The 20,653-nt window shown below is 39.1% G+C and carries 19 protein-coding genes; 3 read left to right on the top strand and 16 right to left on the bottom strand.

The features are described from left to right. Nucleotides 1-93 precede the first annotated feature (93 nt). The 11 genes from mtaB to gpr form a co-directional block, all read right to left on the bottom strand. Nucleotides 94-1,446: a tRNA (N(6)-L-threonylcarbamoyladenosine(37)-C(2))-methylthiotransferase MtaB gene (gene mtaB / locus IEV52_RS07320; protein WP_188401808.1), complete on the bottom strand. Its 1,353-nt coding sequence runs from the start codon at nucleotides 1,444-1,446 to the stop codon at nucleotides 94-96. 5 nt (nucleotides 1,447-1,451) lie between these two features. Then, complete coding sequence (locus IEV52_RS07315) at nucleotides 1,452-2,204, bottom strand: 16S rRNA (uracil(1498)-N(3))-methyltransferase (RefSeq protein ID WP_188401807.1); 753 nt, start codon at nucleotides 2,202-2,204, stop codon at nucleotides 1,452-1,454. 17 nt (nucleotides 2,205-2,221) lie between these two features. Continuing rightward, the gene (gene prmA / locus IEV52_RS07310; RefSeq protein ID WP_188401806.1) at nucleotides 2,222-3,163 is read right to left on the bottom strand and encodes a 50S ribosomal protein L11 methyltransferase; all 942 of its coding nucleotides are present in this window, start codon (nucleotides 3,161-3,163) and stop codon (nucleotides 2,222-2,224) included. A 51-nt stretch (nucleotides 3,164-3,214) separates the two neighbouring features. Then, nucleotides 3,215-4,327, bottom strand: a complete 1,113-nt coding sequence (gene dnaJ, locus IEV52_RS07305; RefSeq protein WP_188401805.1) for a molecular chaperone DnaJ — start codon at nucleotides 4,325-4,327, stop codon at nucleotides 3,215-3,217. A 177-nt stretch (nucleotides 4,328-4,504) separates the two neighbouring features. Further along, complete coding sequence (dnaK, locus tag IEV52_RS07300) at nucleotides 4,505-6,340, bottom strand: molecular chaperone DnaK (protein ID WP_188401804.1); 1,836 nt, start codon at nucleotides 6,338-6,340, stop codon at nucleotides 4,505-4,507. 30 nt (nucleotides 6,341-6,370) lie between these two features. Next, nucleotides 6,371-6,943 carry a nucleotide exchange factor GrpE gene (gene grpE / locus IEV52_RS07295; RefSeq protein WP_188401803.1) on the bottom strand — a complete coding sequence of 191 codons (573 nt, stop codon included), beginning with the start codon at nucleotides 6,941-6,943 and terminating at the stop codon, nucleotides 6,371-6,373. A 24-nt stretch (nucleotides 6,944-6,967) separates the two neighbouring features. Next, nucleotides 6,968-7,993 (bottom strand): heat-inducible transcriptional repressor HrcA, encoded by a 1,026-nt coding sequence (gene hrcA, locus IEV52_RS07290; protein ID WP_188401802.1) that lies wholly within the window; start codon nucleotides 7,991-7,993, stop codon nucleotides 6,968-6,970. Nucleotides 7,994-8,073: 80 nt separating this feature from the next. Further along, a complete protein-coding gene (gene hemW, locus IEV52_RS07285) occupies nucleotides 8,074-9,219 on the bottom strand; it encodes a radical SAM family heme chaperone HemW (RefSeq protein ID WP_188402288.1) in 1,146 nt (381 codons plus the stop codon). A gap of 73 nt (nucleotides 9,220-9,292) precedes the next feature. Further along, nucleotides 9,293-11,128 (bottom strand): translation elongation factor 4, encoded by a 1,836-nt coding sequence (gene lepA / locus IEV52_RS07280; RefSeq protein WP_240460873.1) that lies wholly within the window; start codon nucleotides 11,126-11,128, stop codon nucleotides 9,293-9,295. A 151-nt stretch (nucleotides 11,129-11,279) separates the two neighbouring features. Continuing rightward, nucleotides 11,280-11,627 (bottom strand): DUF3679 domain-containing protein, encoded by a 348-nt coding sequence (locus IEV52_RS07275; protein ID WP_188401801.1) that lies wholly within the window; start codon nucleotides 11,625-11,627, stop codon nucleotides 11,280-11,282. A gap of 69 nt (nucleotides 11,628-11,696) precedes the next feature. Continuing rightward, nucleotides 11,697-12,806, bottom strand: coding sequence for a GPR endopeptidase (gpr, locus tag IEV52_RS07270; protein ID WP_188401800.1), 1,110 nt, complete (start codon nucleotides 12,804-12,806; stop codon nucleotides 11,697-11,699). A 158-nt stretch (nucleotides 12,807-12,964) separates the two neighbouring features. Here gpr and rpsT point away from each other — a divergent pair, with 158 nt between their 5' ends. Continuing rightward, the gene (gene rpsT, locus IEV52_RS07265) at nucleotides 12,965-13,231 is read left to right on the top strand and encodes a 30S ribosomal protein S20 (protein ID WP_066291124.1); all 267 of its coding nucleotides are present in this window, start codon (nucleotides 12,965-12,967) and stop codon (nucleotides 13,229-13,231) included. A 460-nt stretch (nucleotides 13,232-13,691) separates the two neighbouring features. Here rpsT and holA read toward each other — a convergent pair whose 3' ends face one another. Further along, a complete protein-coding gene (holA, locus tag IEV52_RS07260; protein WP_188401799.1) occupies nucleotides 13,692-14,714 on the bottom strand; it encodes a DNA polymerase III subunit delta in 1,023 nt (340 codons plus the stop codon). Nucleotides 14,715-15,002: 288 nt separating this feature from the next. Between holA and IEV52_RS07255 the strand changes: the two genes are divergently transcribed. After that, entirely contained in the window at nucleotides 15,003-15,134 is a 132-nt protein-coding gene (locus IEV52_RS07255; protein WP_188401798.1) for a YqzM family protein, read from the top strand. A 42-nt stretch (nucleotides 15,135-15,176) separates the two neighbouring features. On the opposite strand, the gene IEV52_RS07250 is transcribed toward IEV52_RS07255, so the two are convergent. The 3 genes from IEV52_RS07250 to IEV52_RS07240 all read right to left on the bottom strand — a co-directional run bounded on the left by IEV52_RS07250 (nucleotide 15,177) and on the right by IEV52_RS07240 (nucleotide 18,627). Further along, nucleotides 15,177-17,465: a DNA internalization-related competence protein ComEC/Rec2 gene (locus tag IEV52_RS07250; protein WP_188401797.1), complete on the bottom strand. Its 2,289-nt coding sequence runs from the start codon at nucleotides 17,463-17,465 to the stop codon at nucleotides 15,177-15,179. Next, on the bottom strand, nucleotides 17,462-17,923 hold the full coding sequence (locus IEV52_RS07245; RefSeq protein ID WP_188401796.1) for a ComE operon protein 2: 462 nt from the start codon (nucleotides 17,921-17,923) through the stop codon (nucleotides 17,462-17,464). The genes IEV52_RS07250 and IEV52_RS07245 overlap by 4 nt, the downstream gene beginning before the upstream one ends. Nucleotides 17,924-17,991: 68 nt before the next feature. After that, complete coding sequence (locus IEV52_RS07240) at nucleotides 17,992-18,627, bottom strand: helix-hairpin-helix domain-containing protein (protein ID WP_188401795.1); 636 nt, start codon at nucleotides 18,625-18,627, stop codon at nucleotides 17,992-17,994. Between the two features lie 94 nt (nucleotides 18,628-18,721). On the opposite strand from IEV52_RS07240, the gene comER reads away from it, so the two are divergent. Continuing rightward, a complete protein-coding gene (comER, locus tag IEV52_RS07235; protein ID WP_188401794.1) occupies nucleotides 18,722-19,555 on the top strand; it encodes a late competence protein ComER in 834 nt (277 codons plus the stop codon). 62 nt (nucleotides 19,556-19,617) lie between these two features. Here the strand turns inward: comER and IEV52_RS07230 are convergent, their stop codons facing one another. Further along, nucleotides 19,618-20,643 (bottom strand): ribonucleotide-diphosphate reductase subunit beta, encoded by a 1,026-nt coding sequence (locus IEV52_RS07230; protein WP_188402286.1) that lies wholly within the window; start codon nucleotides 20,641-20,643, stop codon nucleotides 19,618-19,620. Between the last annotated feature and the right edge of the window lie 10 nt (nucleotides 20,644-20,653).

Below are 20,653 nucleotides of genomic sequence, written 5' to 3'. Positions count from 1 at the left end.
AGTAATCATATCAAATAATTCGACATAAATCGAGTTACTGCAGATCAATTCTCCATACTAAACAAAAAACATCCTGGCGTGAACTCCAGGATGTTAGCTTGAAACAGCTTGCTTCAGGATTTCTTCCATTTCTTGTTTTACAAATACACCTTTATTATAAGGATACCCAGCTTCTGTGATTTTCACTTTTACCAATTTACCAATCATCTCTTCATTTCCTTCAAATACTACCTTAAGATAATTTGGAGTGTATCCTACAAATAAATTATTTCCAGGTTCTTCTTTAAATGATTCCTCTGGAATAACTTCAACTACTTCATCTTCGAAGTCAGATGCATATTCTTTAGCTAATTGATCGGATAGTGCAATTAATTTATGAACACGTTCGTTTTTAACTTCTTCCGGAACCTGATTTTCCATCTTGGCAGCTGGAGTACCTGTACGCTTTGAATAAGGAAATACATGAAGCTCCATAAACTTGTGTTTCTCGATGAAACGATAGGTTTCCATAAACTCTTCTTCTGTCTCCCCAGGAAAACCAACAATAACATCTGATGTGATCGCAAGTCCTGGTAGTGCCTCTTTAAGACGGTCTAATCTTTCACCAAACATCTCCATCGAATACTTTCTTCTCATTCTTTGAAGGACCGTGTTAGATCCAGACTGTAGCGGAATGTGAAGATGAGGAACAATTTTGTCCGATTTTCCCATAACTTCAATCACTTCGTCCGAAATTTGACTAGCCTCGATAGAAGAAATACGTATACGTTTAAGCCCAGTGATATTTTTGTCTAGATCAGCAAGAAGTTTAGCAAAAGAATAATCCTTTATATCTTCACCGTAACCCGCTGTATGGATTCCAGTAAGAACGATCTCTTTGTATCCAGAATCAACCAGCTGCTGTGCCTGAGCTAACACATCTTCAGGCTTTCTTGAACGCAGCAAGCCTCTAGCCCATGGAATGATACAGAACGTACAGAAGTTATTGCACCCTTCTTGGATCTTTAATGATGCTCTTGTTCGGTCTGTAAAGGCAGGTACATCTAACTCTTCATATACTCGCGCCTTCATGATGTTTGAAACTCCGTTAATAGGCATACGTTCTTCTTTGTACTGTTGGATATATGACAGCATCTTTGAACGATCCTGTGTTCCAACTACTACATCAACGCCAGGAATGGCCATAATTTCTGCTGGTGATGTTTGAGCATAACAACCTGTTACACAAATGACTGCATCCGGATTTTTACGGATCGCTCTTCTTATGACTTGTCTGCTTTTTTTATCACCGGTGTTCGTAACGGTACACGTGTTTATTACATAAACATCAGCGGTGCTGTCAAAGTCAGTTCTTTCATAACCTTCTGCTTGAAACAGCTGCCAGATCGCTTCTGTTTCGTAGTGATTTACTTTACAACCTAATGTATGAAATGCTACGGATGGCAAATTGATCACCCCTTTAATTCAAAATGATAAGATATAGCAGATAACATATATAATGGAGCCGTTTCTGTCCTTAATATTCTAGGACCTAGCCCACATAATTGAAATCCATGTTCTTTTAGGCAGGTTGCTTCTTGTTCGCTGAGACCTCCCTCAGGACCAATAACACAAAGGATGGAATCTCCCTCAGTACCTGTATTTAAAGCAGAGGCAAAACGTGTTAATTCCTGCTGTTTTGCTTCTTCTTCAAATGCAACGATTTTTATCTTATACTGTTGCGCCAATTTTAGCAAATCCGAAAAAGTTCCTGGGGTTAATACTTCCGGAATCTTGTTTCTGTGTGATTGTTCTGCTGCTTCTTTTGCTATTTTTTCTAGACGTTCTCTTTTCTTAACCGCCTTTTTATCATCCCATTTTGCAACTGACCGGTCAGCAGAAAACGGAAAAAAGATAGACGCTCCCAGTTCTGTTCCTTTTTGAACGATGAATTCAAGTTTATCTGACTTCGGAAGTCCCTGTGCAATGGTAACCTTAACAGGCATCTCAGCATGCATTTCTACATCCTGTATCACCTGTACTTCAACTGTGCCAGCGCCAAGATCAATGATCTCACAAACAGAAGCACGACCGTTGTTATCGCAGCATATTATGTTGTCCCCAACCTGCATTCTCATCACTTTTGAGATGTGTTTCGCATCCTCGTCTCTTATAGTAACTCGGTCGCCTCTCCAGTCTTCTGAAGTAACAAAGTACCTTTGCATGAAGTGCACTTCCTATCTTATTTCTGATTTTGAGCGACAATCGCAACCCAATCTTCCATTTCTAAAATTTCTATAATCGTGAAGCCCTGTTCTTCTAGCTTAGCTTTCACATCGCGTTTTTTTCCTTGAATTATTCCTGACGTAATAAAATAGCCGCCTGGTTTAAGCACCTTTGCTGTATCATCAACAAACAATAGAATAATTTCAGCTAAAAGATTTCCTACAACGAGATCAATTGGACCTTCTATTCCTTTAAGGAGATCATTTTGGTCTACATGTACTTTATGATTCACTTTGTTCAGCTTCACATTCAAGCGCGCAGAGTTAACAGCAACTTCATCAAGATCATACGCTTCTACTTTTTCAGCACCCAGCAAGGCAGATGCAATACTTAAAACACCTGAGCCCGTTCCAACATCGATGACAGAGTCGCCTTCATTTATATACTTTTCGATAGCCTGCAAACTCATCACAGTCGTTGGATGCGTTCCTGTACCGAACGCCATACCCGGATCCAATTCGATAATCAGCTCATCCGAGTGAACGGGTTTGTAATCTTCCCACGTTGGAGTAATCGTAATCCTTGATGAGATCTTTACTGGCTTATAATATTTCTTCCAAGCAGTCGCCCATTCTTCTTCGTTTACTTCTGATATTGAAATCGTATTCGCTCCGATATCAATATCATACTTTATAAGATTGGTTACCGCCTGTTTGATCTCTTCAACGGTCTCACCTAAAAAGCTGTTAACAGGAAGGTATGCTTTTAAAATAACACCTTCTGAAGGATAATCAGAGGGGTTAAGCTGATAGATTTCCCCAAACACGGATTGGCGCTCTTTTGAGAGGTCATCTACATCCTCGATCACAACTCCGCTTGCTCCTGCCTCATGTAAAATATTCGATACTGGTTCAACAGCTTCCTGAGTAGTGTGGATGCTAATTTCTGACCATTTCATCATATCAACTCCGTTTATTATTTGCTTAAGGCCATCTACCTTAGATGCTTCTTACTCACCTTTGAATGCACGCTTTACTTTATCAAAAAAACCATCCTGCTGTTCATCAGGAAGAGTGCCGCTGATTTCGGAAAAATCTCGAAGAAGCTGCTTTTGCTTTTCTGTTAAGTTTTTAGGTGTTATCACTTTCACTTGAATATGCTGGTCGCCTTGCCCCCGCCCATGTACGTTCTTTACACCTTTTCCTCTTAAACGGAAATGTGTCCCCGTCTGTGTTCCGGCAGGTATCTTCAGCTTAACTTTGCCGTACAACGTAGGAACCTCAATCTCATCACCTAATGCCGCTTGAGCAAACGTTAAAGGCATCTCACAATGGATATCATCTCCATCACGTTCAAAGAACTCATGATCGGCTACTTGGAACACCACATAAAGGTCACCTGCAGGTCCGCCGTTTATGCCAGGTTCCCCATGACCTGACATACGGATTTGCTGACCATTATCTACTCCAGCTGGCACTTTAACTGAGATCTTCTTGTTTTTGCGGACTTTCCCCGCACCATGACACGTATTACATTTATCTTTTATGATCTTTCCTTTACCGCTGCAGTGGTGACATACTCTTCGATTAACAATTCGGCCAAACGGTGTATTTTGTTCTACGTTCAACTGGCCGCTGCCGTTACAATGAGAACATGTTTCAGGTTTTGTTCCAGGCTTCGCACCCGAACCATGACACGTTCCACACGTTTCTTCCGTTGGAATCTGAATTTCTGTTTCTTTACCAAACACTGCTTCTTCAAAAGAAAGCCGAAGTCCATATTGGAGGTCATTCCCTTGACGTGGAGCATTCGGATTTCGTCTTCCTCCTCCGCCGCCAAAAAACATATCGAATATATCGCCGAAGCCTCCAAAATCAGCTCCTCCGCCACCGAATCCCTGGTTAGGATCAGTATGGCCGAACTGATCGTAGTGAGCTTTCTTTTGAGGGTCACTCAACGTTTCATAAGCATCTTTTACTTCTTTAAACTTTGTTTCCGCATCTGCCTCTTTATTAACATCTGGGTGATACTTTCTGGCAAGTTTACGGTATGCTTTTTTAACCTCATCACTTGAGGCGTTCTTATCTAATCCAAGTACTTCGTAATAATCTCTTTTACTCATATAGGACACTCCCGAATTCTCACATAAAAGTTATCTTACCATTGAATACCACCTGACTCAAGACGAAAACTGCAAAGGTTTTGTTACGTCTAAAGCCAGTATTGATCACTAACTTCACTTCAGAAAAAAAGCCAAAGTCAAGATAGCCTGACTTTGACTTTTAACTGCTTTAAAAAATTACTTCTTATCGTCGTTAACTTCTTCGTAATCTGCATCAACAATGTTGTCATCGTTTTTGCCAGACGTTTGTCCTTCTGCATCACCTTGCTGAGCTTGAGCTTGTTGTGCCGCCTGCTCATAGAGTTTAACTGAAAGCTGTTGTACGATTTCACTCAGAGCATCTTTTTCTTTTTTGATCGCTTCAATATCCGTACCTTCAAGGGCTTTTTTCAAGCTTTCTTTTGCTTCTTCAGCTTTTTTCACTTCTGCTTCGTCTACTTTGCCTTCCAGGTCTTTCAACGTCTTGTCGACTGTGAATACAAGCTGATCTGCTTCATTTCGTGTATCTACTTCTTCACGTTTCTTCTTGTCCGCTTCCGCATTTTCTTCAGCGTCTTTTACCATGCGTTCGATCTCTTCGTCTGAAAGTCCAGTAGAAGACTTGATCGTGATGGATTGCTCCTTGTTCGTACCAAGATCTTTTGCACGTACATTTACGATACCGTTCGCATCAATATCAAAGCTAACTTCAATTTGAGGAATGCCGCGCGGTGCTGGCGGAATTTCTGACAACTGGAATCTTCCAAGTGTCTTGTTGTGTGCAGCCATTTCACGCTCTCCTTGAAGAACATGGATATCAACTGAAGTTTGGTTGTCAGCAGCTGTAGAGAACACTTGTGATTTCGATGTAGGAATTGTAGTGTTTCTGTCAATCAATCGTGTAAATACGCCACCCATTGTTTCGATACCTAATGATAGCGGTGTTACGTCAAGAAGAACAACATCCTTTACATCACCGGCAAGAACTCCACCTTGGATAGCTGCTCCAAGCGCAACTACTTCATCAGGGTTTACACCTTTATGAGGATCTTTACCTGTAAACTTCTTGATTGCTTCTTGTACAGCAGGAATACGAGTTGAACCACCAACAAGGATTACTTTATCGATATCTGATGGAGACATTCCAGCATCATTAAGTGCTTGGCGAGTTGGTCCCATCGTGCGTTCTACTAGATCAGAAGAAAGTTCTTCAAACTTTGCACGAGTCAGGTTCAACTCTAAGTGTTTAGGTCCAGAAGCATCTGCTGTGATAAACGGCAATGAAATCTGTGTAGAAGTTACACCAGAAAGATCTTTCTTTGCTTTTTCAGCAGCATCCTTTAGACGCTGTAACGCCATCTTATCTTGAGAAAGGTCAATGCCGTTCTCTTTTTTAAATTCGCTCACTAAGTGGTTGATGATAACTTGGTCAAAGTCGTCTCCGCCAAGCTTGTTATCTCCGGAAGTAGCTTTAACTTCGAAGAAACCATCACCTAGTTCAAGAATGGATACGTCAAACGTACCACCACCAAGGTCAAATACAAGGATCGTTTGATCTTCATCTTTTTCTAGGCCATACGCCAATGCTGCTGCAGTTGGCTCGTTTACGATACGCTCTACTTGAAGACCTGCGATCTGACCTGCATCTTTTGTTGCTTGACGCTGTGCATCGTTAAAATATGCAGGAACAGTAATAACTGCCTTTTCAACTTTTTCGCCTAGATAGTCTTCGGCATGTGACTTCAGTTTTTGCAAGATGATAGCAGAGATCTCTTGAGGAGTATAGTCTTTTCCTTCAACTGTTTCTTTATGATCAGTTCCCATATAACGTTTGATAGACATGATAGTATTTGGATTAGTAACAGCTTGACGCTTAGCTACTTCACCTACAGAACGGTCTCCATCTTTAAACGCTACAACAGATGGTGTTGTACGGTTGCCTTCCGGGTTTGGAATAACTACCGCTTCTCCACCTTCCATTACAGCTACACAAGAGTTTGTTGTACCTAAGTCAATACCGATGATTTTGCTCATGTTATTTCCCTCCATAATTCATATGTAGTTCTACGCGTTTACTTTTACCATAGCAGGACGTATTACACGATCCTTTAACATATAACCTTTTTGCAGTTCTTCAATCACCGTGTTGGATTCGAATTCAGAATCTTCCACTTGCATAACAGCTTGATGCAGGTTCGGGTCAAAGGTTTGCCCTACTGAAGGAATCTCTGTTAGACCTTCTTGTTTCAATGCATCTGATAACTGACGATAAACCATTTCCATACCTTGAATTAAGGTTTTGGCCTGATCGTTCGTAGCTTCAGTCTTTAAAGCACGCTCAAAGTTATCTAGTGCCGGCAGTAATTGTTCAAGCAAACTTTGAGATTTATATTTAAGGCTCGCTGCCTGTTCTTCTCTTGTACGGCGACGGAAGTTGTCATAATCCGCTTGCAGACGAAGGTTTTTTTGGCTAGCTTCCTCGAGTTTAGCTTCAAGTTCCGAAATACGCTGTTGTTCCTCATTAAGTGTTTCTTCGTTTGAAGAATCTACTTCTTCAACAACAACTTCTTCCACTTCCGTCACTTCTTCATTAACATCTGTTTGCTCTTGATCTTGAGTGATTTCCTCTTTGTTCATGCTTTCACCTCCCTAAAAAATCCATTAATCTGAGAAATCATTTAACCGGGTCGTCATTTCTTTAGAAAGCGAATCTAGCAAAGAAATAACCTTTTTATATTCCATTCTAGTAGGACCGATTAAAGATATTGTACCTATATGTTTCCCATGCATCGTATAGGAAGCATTTATCACACTGCAATTCTTCATCGCTTCATGCTCGTTCTCCGTGCCAATTCTAACCGTTACACCTTTTTCAGTAGAAGAAACAAGCTTCTCCATCAGATCACGTGTTTCTAAAAAATCCAGAAGCGGTCTAACCTTGTCAAGGTCACGGAATTCCGGCTGAGAAAGCATGTTTGTTTTCCCGCCATAAAAAAGCTTTTCTTTTTTGCTCCATAAAAGAAGCTGGTCCAGGAAAACACCCGTGTTTTGATAGTCTTGAAGATGCTTTTTGAATACAGCTGAAAGCTCTTTTTGAATTCGAGTGTTCAGCTCTATCAATCTCACACCTGCAAGTCTTTCATTTAAAATGTTAACCAGTTTTTCCAGATCTGAAGGCTCAATGGTATCGGGCAATACAATTTGTCTGTTCTCAACATGCCCCGTATTCGTCACAAAAATAGCTACTGCCATCTGTGAAGATATCGGAATAATCTGCATGTGCTTTAGCTTCATGTCTAAGGCGTTAGGCCCTAAAACAACAGATGTATAATTAGTTAGGTCCGAAAGAATCTTAGCAGATTGATCAAATAATGCTTCTGCTTCCTGAACTTTTTCTGTAAATAAAAGTTCAGAATGGCCAATTTCACCTTCACTCATCGAAAGAGATGGCAGAAGATGATCAACATAAAACCGATAGCCTTTTTCAGACGGAATTCTACCAGATGAAGTATGTGTTTTCTCTAAGAATCCAAGATCCTCCAAATCTGCAAGTTCATTACGAATCGTTGCAGGACTGTAGGTAATGTCCTCTCTTTTAGAGATTGTACGGGAACCTACAGGCTCAACATGCTTAATATAATCATCTATTAAAACACGCAGAATAAAGAGTTGTCGTTCCGTTAACATACTATCACCTCATTTGTTAGCACTCTTAAACAGCGAGTGCTAAATCTATAATATAAGTTACCAAAAGGTGCTCTTTGTTGTCAATCTAAAACTACACCAATAAATTCTTGAAAGACTTCGTTCCCTAAAGGTATTCCTTCCTTTGTCAGCATAAGGGTATCCTTCTTCCTTTCAAGCCAGCCTTTTTGAATAAGCCTCTCGATGGGGTCTTTATATACATCAAACATAGACTTCCCATATCGATCAAAGAAAGTCTTATCAGATACTCCCTGGTGTTTTCTGAGGCCCATAAACATTTCTTCTTCCATCTTTTCAGAAAGCGGTACCAGATGCTCTTCCACATATGGAAATCCGTTTTCCTCTATTAGGCTCATATACTGTCTTAATGGGCCAGCATTTCTTCTTCTCGTACCCTCTGCATAACTATGAGCACCTGCCCCAATACCAAAATATTCGTTATTATCCCAGTATTGGAGATTATGCTTGCTCTCAAACCCTGGAACAGCAAAATTACTGATCTCATATTGTTTGAAACCTCTTTTATCGAGCGTTTCAATTAAATATTCGTACATGGCTGCTTCGAGTTCTTGTTCTGGCAGAACAAGCTTTCCTTTTTGTGCAAGGTTGTAAAAAACAGTTTTCTTTTCTATCTGTAAAGAGTAAGAAGAAATATGGGGAACATCCAGTGCCAAAGCCTCGTTCACAGACTCCTTAAACATTTCCATTGTTTGTCCCGGCAGACCAAACATCAGATCTATAGACATGTTATGGATTCCTGCTTTCTTTGCACTGAAAACGGTAGAGTAAACATCTTCTTTGTTGTGTGTTCGCCCAATTTTTTTTAATAAAGAGTCTTGAAATGCTTGAACCCCGATACTTAACCTGTTTACCCCATTGCTTTTTAATACAGCGATCTTTTCATTTGTCGTTTGTTCAGGGTTCGCTTCAACCGTAAACTCTTTTAAAGATTGATTCCCCAACACTTCATTTACATCGCGTAAAAAAGTATCGAGCTGACTTTCACTCAAAGAAGTCGGGGTGCCCCCACCTACAAAGATGGTCTCCATTTTATAGTTGTTAAATCGGTTTGTCGTATTTAGCATTTCTGTTTTCATAGACTTTAAATACTCGTCTACCGGCTGCTGATGGATAAAGATCTTATTAAAATCACAATAGTGACAGATCTGAACACAAAATGGGATATGAAGATATGCCGCTTTAAGCATCATGTTCACCGCCTTTTATTCTCATAAATCAGGAAAGACCGCTAAAATTCCCTTCGCGGTCTATACATGCTTATTATTTATTATTGTTCGTATCATCCATACGAAGAACGGCCATGAACGCCTCTTGCGGAACATCAACTCGACCGATTGTCTTCATACGCTTCTTACCTTCTTTTTGCTTATCCAATAGTTTACGCTTACGTGAGATATCCCCGCCGTAGCATTTAGCAAGAACGTTCTTTCTTAATGCTTTAATGTTTGAACGAGCTACAATTTTTTGACCGATCGCCGCTTGGATCGGCACTTCAAACTGCTGGCGAGGAATCAGTTCTTTTAATTTTTCAACGACTACTTTTCCACGTTCATAAGCAAAGTCTTTATGCACAATTACTGATAATGCATCGATCTTCTCATTGTTCAATAATATTTCCATTTTAACCAGTTTCGACGGCTTATAACCAATCAATTCATAGTCAAGAGATGCGTATCCTTTTGTGCTGGATTTCAACTGATCAAAGAAATCGTACACGATCTCAGAAAGCGGAATCTCGTATAGTACGTTAACCCGATTGTTTTCAAGATAATCCATCGTCATGAAGATACCGCGCTTCTTTTGACAGATTTCCATAATCGTTCCAACATAATCATTTGGTGTCATAATGGAAGCTTTAACATATGGTTCTTCAACTACAGAAATCTTTTGCGCTTCGGGCATGTTCGCAGGGTTATCCACTACGATTTTTTCCCCATCTGTCATCGTAACATTATAGATAACGCTTGGCGCTGTCGCGATAAGGTCGATATTAAATTCACGTTCAATACGTTCTTGAATAATCTCCATATGAAGTAGTCCTAAGAATCCGCAGCGGAATCCAAATCCAAGTGCTTGTGAAGTTTCCGGTTCATATTGAAGTGCAGAATCATTCAACACAAGCCTTTCTAACGCTTCACGTAAATCGTTATATTTTGCTGTGTCGACAGGATACAATCCGCAATAAACCATCGGGTTCATTTTTCTGTAACCTGGCAGTGGTTCTTGCGCCCCTTTTACTGCGCTGGTAATCGTATCACCGACTTGTGTGTCTCCAACGTTTTTGATGGATGCTGTTAAGAAACCAACATCACCAACTGTTAAAAAGTCCTTTTGAACCGCTTTAGGAGTAAATACGCCTAATTCTAGCACTTCAAACTCTTTTCCGGTTGCCATCATCTTAATTTTATCACCGATCTTAACCGTACCCTCTGCAACACGAATGTACGTAACTACACCTCTGTATGGGTCATATAAGGAGTCGAAGATAAGTGCTTTAAGAGGCCCTTCTGGATCTCCTTGAGGAGCTGGGACTTTTTCAACGATCTGTTCTAAGATATCTTGAATTCCGATACCCGCCTTTGCGGAAGCAAGTACAGCCTCAGACGCATCTAACCCTATTACATCTTCAATCTCTTGGCGAACTCGTTCAGGCTCAGCACTTGGAAGGTCTATCTTATTGATAACCGGTAAGATCTCTAAATCATTCTCGAGTGCAAGATAAACGTTGGCTAACGTTTGAGCTTCGATTCCTTGAGCAGCATCTACAATAAGTAATGCCCCTTCACATGCTGCCAAACTTCTAGACACCTCATAAGTGAAGTCTACGTGTCCAGGAGTGTCAATCAAGTGGAAGGTATAGATCTCGCCATCTTTTGCTTTATATTGAAGCTGAACGGCATTTAATTTAATTGTAATACCCCGTTCACGTTCTAGGTCCATTGAATCTAATAGCTGTTCTTTCATTTCACGCTGTGTCAGAGCACTTGTTTCTTCTAAAATTCTGTCAGCTAACGTAGATTTTCCATGGTCAATGTGTGCAATAATGGAAAAGTTACGGATCTTTGCTTGTCTTTTTAATTTTTCTTCTCTGTTCATTATACGTTCACTCCTACAATTTTAGGAAAAGTCACTAGCTTTGATTATAGCAATACCAGGTAACTGTTTCAATCACAACCTGAAAAACAGGAGTAAGACAGTCCTACTAAATAAAAAAAGAACCATTAAAGGAGCAGCCCCCTCATGGTTCTTATGGTGAAAAGACATCCAGCATTTCCTGGATAATAATGCCGAAAACTGAAATCATGACACTAAAGGTTGATGAAATCCAGGATGAAAGCTTTTGCCCCAATGCTGAGAATACATTAAATGAGTCTATTTTTTTTAAAGTTTCTTGTTTCGACTTAATATCATGACTCGTAACCGTTTCTGACTCAGTATCACTTTCAACTGAAGAAAGATTGATTAACGATTCAACATTCTCCTGAGAAGGACTCTTTAATTCATTCATCTCAAATTGTGCTTTTTGTATCCCAAATAAAACGCCGAACAGAAGCAGCGTGACCAGTCCAAAACACTTCAACATAAATTTTGTCATTACAGATTCCTCCCCATGAGGATATACAATTCAAATTTATGCACAAGCTTGTCCAGATATGCCTAAAACTTAATGGGTGTAAGATGATGTGTTGCCCTGGTCGATCTGACCGTGCAGGGCTGTGTTTAAACCATTAGCTAGAACGTTTGCCATATCTTCAATAAAAACATCGACTTCCTTTGGTGTAACCATAAGGTTATGACCGATAGGAGCAAGAACTTCGCGTATAAGCCGGAGCTTTTCGTCGTCTTCAAGGACTCCTACCATTCCAAGAAAAGACTGCCGATGACCTTCTTCAGGCATATCTTCATCTGTTAATATTTTTTTCTCCCCGAAGGTCATACCAGCAGGCAGAAGGGATTTAGAAGGTTTATCTTTCTCTTTCATCTCACGTCCAAAGTGCTTTAAGATAAAATCTATCGTGTCACTCGTAATAGTAGCAGCATCAACTACGGTTGGAATACCTATAGAAACAACCGGAATACCTAGTGTTTCTTTACTTAATTCTTTACGTTTGTTTCCAACTCCTGAACCTGGATGGATACCTGTATTCGAAACTTGAATAGTTGCATTTACCCTCTCAATAGAGCGTGAAGCTAATGCATCAATGGCAATCACAAAATCCGGGTTCACTCTTTTTACGATTCCATCAATAATATCGCTCGTTTCAATTCCTGTAATCCCCATAACTCCTGGTGAGATTGCACATACCGGTCTGAAGCCTTCTTCTACGTTCTCAGGTGCTAGTTCAAATAAGTGTTTTGTGATCGTTAAGTTTTCGACCACAAGCGGGCCGAGAGAATCAGGCGTAACGTTCCAGTTACCTAATCCTACAACTAAACAAGTATCATCTTGTTTGATTCCTTGCTCTCTCAAGAACTGATTAAAGTCATGTGCAAATACTTCTTGAACACGCTGCTGAAGCTTAGAATCTTTTTCGCGGATCCCTTGTACCTCAAAGGTTAAATATATCCCTGCTTTTTTACCGGTGGTCTCTGCCCCTTTTTCGTCAATCTCCACCCTCACACACTTAATTCCATCTCTATCCCTCTCATGTATAATGACACCCTCAAGTGTACTTTTATTGACAACTTCATCTTCTTTTAAAAGCATGTCATGAGCTTCTATCGCTAGATCCGTACGAACTGAATAGGCTTGAAGGTCTAATTCTTTACCCATAATCTACCACCGTCCTTTGGTTTTATTTTTGCCGCAACTCTTGCTTTTCATTCTTGTATTGCAATTAAAGGGTGATTTTGATAGAATACTTTGTGTCCTATTTTTTGCAACGGAAAAGTAATTTTGTTGCTCATGGTTCATTTAGGGAGGTGAATGGATTGGCTAATATTAAATCAGCGATTAAACGTGTAAAAACTAACGAAAAGCGTCGTGCTCACAACGCTTCACTTAAGTCTGGCATGCGTACTGCTATCAAAAACTTTGAAGCACTAGCAGCTTCAAACAATGCAGAAGGTGCTCAAGCAGCATTTGTTACTGCTTCTAAGAAGATTGACAAAGCAGCGAACAAAGGACTTATCCACAAAAATGCAGCTTCTCGCCAAAAGTCTCGTCTTGCTAAGGCTTTAAACGGTGTTAATGCATAAATTGAAGGATGAAAACCCGAAAAACGGCCTTACACCAATAGGTCGTTTTTTTATTTGGCTTTTTTCAAAAGATGTGGTTTATTAAATAGTTGCTGTGATAGCAAACCGTTTATATAGAAGTTGATCGGAGCGGAATGAAACAATCCTCTCTTTCGCTGAGATAACAAAATAGTTTATGAAAATAGCCATTTATTATTTGAAAAATCAACTCCATAGCACGAGTTCAAATAGAAGCCAGCTCTCTACATGGGAGCTGGCTTTCTTTTGTCGAAATTTGCAGAAAGACCTATATGCACGGTGTTTAGACTTAACTGCATGAGATAATGACCTAATTAGAGGGGAAAAAGACTTAATACATAAACCAAAAGACTTAATTGCCATCGAAAAAGACCGTAATAATAGAAAAAACCCCTTTTCAAACTATGAAAGGAGTTCACGATTTCATGAAATTTATGGTTTATTAACTTTGCGAGAGCTTTACAATCTCCAATTCAAGCAACAGCGTCTTATCCATCTGACCCGTTTTTAATTTATAGTCTGTTTCTGCAAAATCACTTAAACAGTCCCGTAAAAATGTCTCGTCGAACTGTTTGGCATGTTTCGAAGCTAGTTTTACAGCATACGGATGGAGCTTTAACAAGGAAGCCATCTGCTTCTCTCCATATCCCTTCTTAGATAGTTCTTTTACTCCGTTTATAATCCGAAACTGCCGTGTTATTAAAGCATGTACCTGGATCGGTTCCTGGTTCTGTTTCATTAAATCGTAAAAACTTCTTAACGCTTGTTCTGTCCGTTTGTGAACCACATGATCTACAAGGCCAAAAACATCATCTTCAAGTGTTCGTGCAACTAGACGATCTACCGTTTCCTTAGTGATTCTGCCATTTTCTCCAACAAAGAGTGCCATTTTTTCCATCTCTTTAGCTAACACTGCCATCTTTGCCCCAAGTCTGGAGAGAAGCAGCTCGATTGCTTCTTTCTCAATAATAACACCTGAAGATTCCGCTTCTTTTAACAGCCATTTTTCTGCTGTTTCATTGCTTAGCTGTGATACTTGAATGATTTCCGATTGTGCCTTCACTTGTTTTACGATCTTTTTTCTTTCATCCAGCTTCTCATTGGGTACAACGATTACTAAGGTCGTATATTCTGTAGGATTTTGTATGTATTGTTCAAATACTTTCAGATCATGTTCGATTTTCGCCTTATCTTTTGCCGCAGTTAAGAATACAGCGTTTTTCATGATAACAACTCTTCGATCACCTAAGAACGGCATTGTTTCTGCATCTTCTATTACTTCCTGAACAGAGATTTCATCCAGGTTATGTACGCTCAAATTAAAATCCTTTTCATCAGGCGACAAAAGGCTCGTTATTGTCTGGATCGCATCTTCTGCTAAATAATGTTCAGTACCCCAGATCAAATAGATCGGGGAGGTCTTCTTATTTTTAATATTCTTCTTTAATGTTTCAACTGTAAGCACCTTTTTCACCTCTCTATATAATCCTATGAGGAAGTAAGATCTTTTGCAAGCAAAAGAAGGAACAGAGCAATAGCCCGTTCCTTCATTTATGATAAACACTAACACATAAACGAGTCCTTCGCTCACGAGTTAGCTTTAATTAGGATATCCTATGCGATTACACATTATTGGTGACAACGACTCTCAACTTTGGTAAGTTTTTGATAAAAGCAGGCAAAGAAAGCATTTTCAGTATGGATTTTTGTAAAATGATAACGTATACTAAGGATGGATTAGGAGGGTTGTCACATGAACCATTTCGAGAAAGACGTACAAAGCAAGCGTAACGACCTTATAGATTCCGGAATTGGCTTTGTTGTATCCTTTGTATTCTTTACGGTAATCTTCGCCATCGGAGTCATTCTAAAAGCAATCGCATAATACATAAAAAAGAACCGAATTTAAATTCTATTCGGTTCTTTTTTATTGAGCAGTTATTATTTTGATTCTTTGTTTTCCCACCACAAAAGAGATGTCACCATGCAGATCCGTCCGATAGATCACAATTTTTTCTTCTTTTAATCGTTCTAGAACGTCATTTGACGGATGACCATACATATTATTTTTACCTGCTGAGATGACCGCATAAGAAGGTGAAAGCTTTTTCAAAAACGAAGCAGTGGATGATGTGCCGCTCCCATGATGTGCAGCTTTCAGTATATCAGCATGAATGTAATTATAATTCTTTAAGATCTCGTCTTCTGCTTCCTTTTCGATATCCCCCGTAAATAAAAAGCTCTTTTCATAAAGTTTTACCCATAATACAATGGAACCATTATTGGACGAAGTACGATTTGAATCTGGATGCAAAACAGAGAAAAACGAATCTTTATTTCCCCATCCCATGCCTTTACGTAAATAAAGCAAGTTTATATTTTGTATTTTAGCTTCTTCTTCTATCAGCTTCTCAAGTTCATTACTATTTACCCTATTCGGCAGATAAACAGTATTGATATTAAAATGATTAAGTAAAAAAAGCCCCCCTCCTGCATGATCCATATCTCCATGACTGAAAATCATTCCATCCACTCTTCTTAAACCTCTAGCCTTTAAGAAAGGGAGGACTGCTTGTTTTGTTACATTATATTCTTCGTCCCTTTTTTCCCACTCTTTTTTTTCAAAAGAAATAGAACCTCCTGTGTCGATCAGGTATACCGCTTTTCTAAAAGGCAGTTCTATTAAAATGCTGTCTCCTTGGCCTACGTTAATGAAGGAAACAGCTGCATTTGGATTAACATATGGAAGGCAAGCGTGAATGATGATAATCAGTAGAAAAGGGACAACTGATTTAACCTTGAGCCTCTTATTCACTTCCCACTTATACACAAAATAGAAAATCGAGATGAAGTATAATATAAATATCCATTCTGCTGGCTTCCCTAAGACTATACTACCCCTAAGCAGCTGAGCTCTTTCCAAAAACAAGGCGGAACTTCCGAAAATGAATTCTACAATGGAAACGATAAATGGAAGATTCTCCGGTACAGTTAAAGTAAGAATAAGAACCATACAAGAAACAGGAAACAAAAGGATAGATACAAAAGGAATGTAGAGGATATTGAGGGGGATTGACCAAATTGAAAATTCATAGAAGTGATATAAGATGATCGGAAACGAAAATAACGAGCACAAACATGATGTGAGGATAAGGAGTTGAACGTATGACTTTGATTGAAAAAAAGCAAGAGACGTAATCAGAACGAAGGTCATTAAGAATGAAAGCTGAAATCCGAGTTCAAAGGCATAGGAAGGGTTCCAAAAAAGCATCCCTATACAAACAATTGATAAAAGAACGACAGGACTAATCTTTTTTCTAAAGATAATAAAGCATAACAAAAGGATTCCCATCATCCCTGCTCGTACAATAGAACTTTCTCCACCCGTTAAAACAATATAAAGCGGTAAACATAAAACAATAAGCATGTAAGCAAGTTCTTTTATTATACCAGCTCTAACTAAAAGCGAATAAAGAATGAACGAGACGATCCCCACATTAAAACCTGATACAGCTAATAGATGGGTTAATCCTAATCTCTGATAGGCCTCAAGAGTTTCCGGCTTGATCCCCTCTCTGTAGCCAAAAAGAAGAGCATTCATTAAACTGGCAGTGTTTTGAGAAAAATACTCCTCCAAATGATGGATAGCCCGGCTTCTCCATATTTGTACACTCTCTTTTATACTTTTCTGGCTCTTAATTGCACAATGTTTACTACTAATGCTCCCGGTTTCAAGAATCCATTTTATTCTTTTGCTGCTTAAATACTCCAGATAGTCCATTCCGTAAAAATGACTTTGGGGTTCAGGTTTTTTCAGATTTCCTTTCAGTAGACAAGTCATATTTATTTCTAATTTTGATAGTTCATTTTTTTCGTTTGACGACTTCATCCGGTGCTGGACTATTACATTTTCGTCGTTCGCTTTAAATTGAAAGCTGAGCAACCTGCCGTCCATCTTCGGTATGGAAACTATTTGTCCTGAAAATCTGATACTTTGAGCTGATAATTTTGATGCATGTGGATTTAATGTGAGGCTAGAATAAAAGAAGAATATCGGAAGAAAACTTACGATGAAGGCTGACTTCTTTTTAAACTGTAAAACAATAACGATAACCAGGAAGGCAGATAATACAAACCCGGTTATCGAATGATACTTATACAGCCATATACCACTAAGTGCAGAGATAGCACTTAATACGGCATACCGTGGGTTCATACTCCGTTAGGAATGAAGGCTGAAGGAGGGATTTTCATTTCTACTTTTTCTACCGTTACACCGGCTTCTTTAAACTGTTCTATGCTATATGGATGGTTTTTGTAGTCTTCACCATAATAAATTTTTTTGATACCGCTTTGGATGATCGATCTGCAGCAATGCAAACAAGGGAAATGAGTGACATACATTTCTGCTCCATCTGTAGGCACCCCAAATTTTGCACATTGCAAAAGAGCATTCATTTCAGCATGTATAGTTCTTACACAGTGACCATCAATCACATAACAGCCCTCATCAATACAATGAACTCCGCCAGAGATTGAACCGTTATAACCACCTGCAATTATCCGCTTATCTCTTACAATAGTCGCTCCAACTGCCAAACGGGTACAAGTACTGCGAAGGGCAAGCAGCTGGCTTTGCGCCATAAAATATTCATTCCAAGAAATTCGTTGCAACTAATCCGCCTCCTCTGTTTCTATAACCCTAGTGTAGACCCCGCTAATTAAAGGGTCAATAAAAACCCTTATTCAAAGCTGATTTTATCTTTCCATTCTTCTATTGTCTTTTCACCAATCCCTTTTACTTCTAATAATTGATCTAGAGATGAGAATGGACCGTGTTCTTCACGGTATGCGATAATGCTTTCGGCTTTAGCAGGACCGACTCCATTAAGTGTCTGAAGTATAGATTGATCGGCAGAATTGATGTTTATTTTTTCACTGACTGGATGATCGCTGTTGCTGCCACCTTCCTGGTTTTCATATTCCTCCCCTTTTGAAGCAACATAAATAACCATCTCGTCTGATATTTTTAATGCCTGATTAACTGAACGAATTTCTGCTTCTTCTAAAAAACCTCCAGCTTTTTGAATCGCATGGATCACCCGATCACCGCTTTTCATCTGATATACCCCTGGCTTCTTCACACTACCTTGTACATCGATCATGATAATATTTTTTTCATTTGTAATTTGTCTTTGATTTTTATCGCCTTCAGTATCAGAGGATTTTATTTCAGGTTGGTCTTGTATAGGTATTTGAGATGTTATTGGCATATTTGATTCACTTTTGAAATAATTGAATAGAGATAAACTTATTAAAAGAAAAAGGATACAGCCTGCGCCGATAAACCATGTTAAATGTTGTTTGATTTTCTCCATTTATTTCACCTGCTTAGATATGCTTGAACATTACAGAATTCATATTCGAAACAATGACCGCATAGATTTTAAGGTAGAGGAAGGAGGTTCAGGTATGAAGATTGGAATTATCGGAACTGGAAACATGGGGAGCGTCCTTGCTGCTTCTTTCATCGAATCTTCTGCCATTCCGCCATCACGGCTGATGGTTACTAACCGCACCCTGTCCAAAGCGGAGAGGCTGCAACATGCCTATCCAAAAATAAAGATAGGAATTACACCCGAAGACGTATTCCGGTTTGCTGAGATTGTTTTTATCTGTGTAAAACCACATGAATTTTATTCGTTGCTTTCCAGTCATAAAAACAATATTTCTAAACATCAATTACTTGTCTCTATTACAAGCCCCATTTCCTGTGAACAGCTGGAAGACTTGCTAGTCTGCAATATTGCGAGAGCGATACCAAGCATCAATAATCGAGCATTATCCGGCTCCTCACTCATCTCGTTCGGAAAGAGATGTCACAATGAATTTAAAGAAAAGCTGCTTTCATTAATGTCCTGCATTTCTACACCGCTCGTTATCGATGATAGTATTACTCGGATCTCTTCTGATATTGCGAGCTGCGGCCCAGCGTTTATAGGATATGTGCTGCAATGCTTCATTAATAGCGCTGTGGATCAAACAGACATCACGAAAGAACAGGCAACACAGCTGGCAAGTGACATGATCATCGGCATGGGTAAACTGCTTGAAAAAGATATTTATACATTGCCGACTCTGATACAAAAGGTATGTGTAAAGGGTGGAATTACAGGGGAAGGTATAAAGATCTTAAGCGATAAGGTAAATGACGTATTTGATCACGTTATTAAACGAACACATGAAAAATATTATGAAGAATGTGAAAAGGTTAGTCAGCAATTCGAAATAAGAGAAGAGTTCTAATAACCTATATTGTCATTATAAACAACCTAAAGAAAAAAAGCCGGAATGAGTTTCCCGGCTTTTTATAGTTCATCAAACCCATTTTCGTCCGAGACCTTTGTATATTGTCTCGATTTCTGCTCAAAAAAATCACTTTTTCCGGAATTGACATCAGAATAAGCTTTTATCCAAGGAAGCGGATTTTTATTATACTCTGGATAAAGTTTGTCAAAGCCGAGCTCATTCAATCGTTTATTCGCCATAAATTTGATATATGCTTCGAGATCCGATTCATTAATCCCCTCAAAAGAATCTCCTATTATATATTTGCTCCATTTGATTTCCAGCTGAGCTGCTCTTTCGAAAGTATTTTTTGCAAATGACTCAAGCTCCTCGTTTCTCAGTTGTGGATATTCCTCCAAAACAGCTTTAAACACCTGGCAGAAAAGGTAAACATGAAGCTGTTCATCTCTATTAATATAATTAATCATCGTGGAAGTAGATACCATCTTTTGGTTTCTTGCTAAATTATAGAAAAAGCTGAATCCTGAATAGAAATTTAACCCTTCTAAGATCACATCGTAGATTATAGATTTTATAAATGTTTCAGGAGTAGGGTCATCAAGAAACTTCTCGTAACCCTGTACAATAAAATCGTTGCGCTCCCGAAGAATAACATCAGTCTTCCAATACTCGAAAATTTCGTCTTGCTTAGACTTCGGAACTAACGAAGACAATACATAGGAATAAGATTGATTGTGTACCACTTCTTGAAAGGATAGAGTAGCCATTAGTGCCGCTAGACTCGAGTCTGTTAAGTAAGCAGCAACTCTGCTTGAATAGTCTGTTTGAATGCTGTCTAAAAAAGCTAACAATCCGATGATCTTATTAAATGTGTCTTGCTCTTTTTCAGTTAGGTTTACATACTGCTTACTATCACTAGACATATTGATCTCAAATGGGGTCCAAAAATTAGAGAGCATGTTCTTATAGAGTGGATAGGCCCATTTATACCTGACATCATCCCAATTTAACACATTGGAACTTTGTCCATTAATAATTCCTGTAGATGCGTTTGGTGCAGTAACATCATACATTTTTCTTTCCATCAGCTTAGAA

This window comes from Fictibacillus barbaricus (assembly GCF_014635025.1).
GTDB lineage: Bacteria > Bacillota > Bacilli > Bacillales > Fictibacillaceae > Fictibacillus > Fictibacillus barbaricus.
The sequence above is the reverse complement of the archived record's forward strand: the minus strand, read 5'-3'. Positions and strand labels throughout refer to the sequence as shown.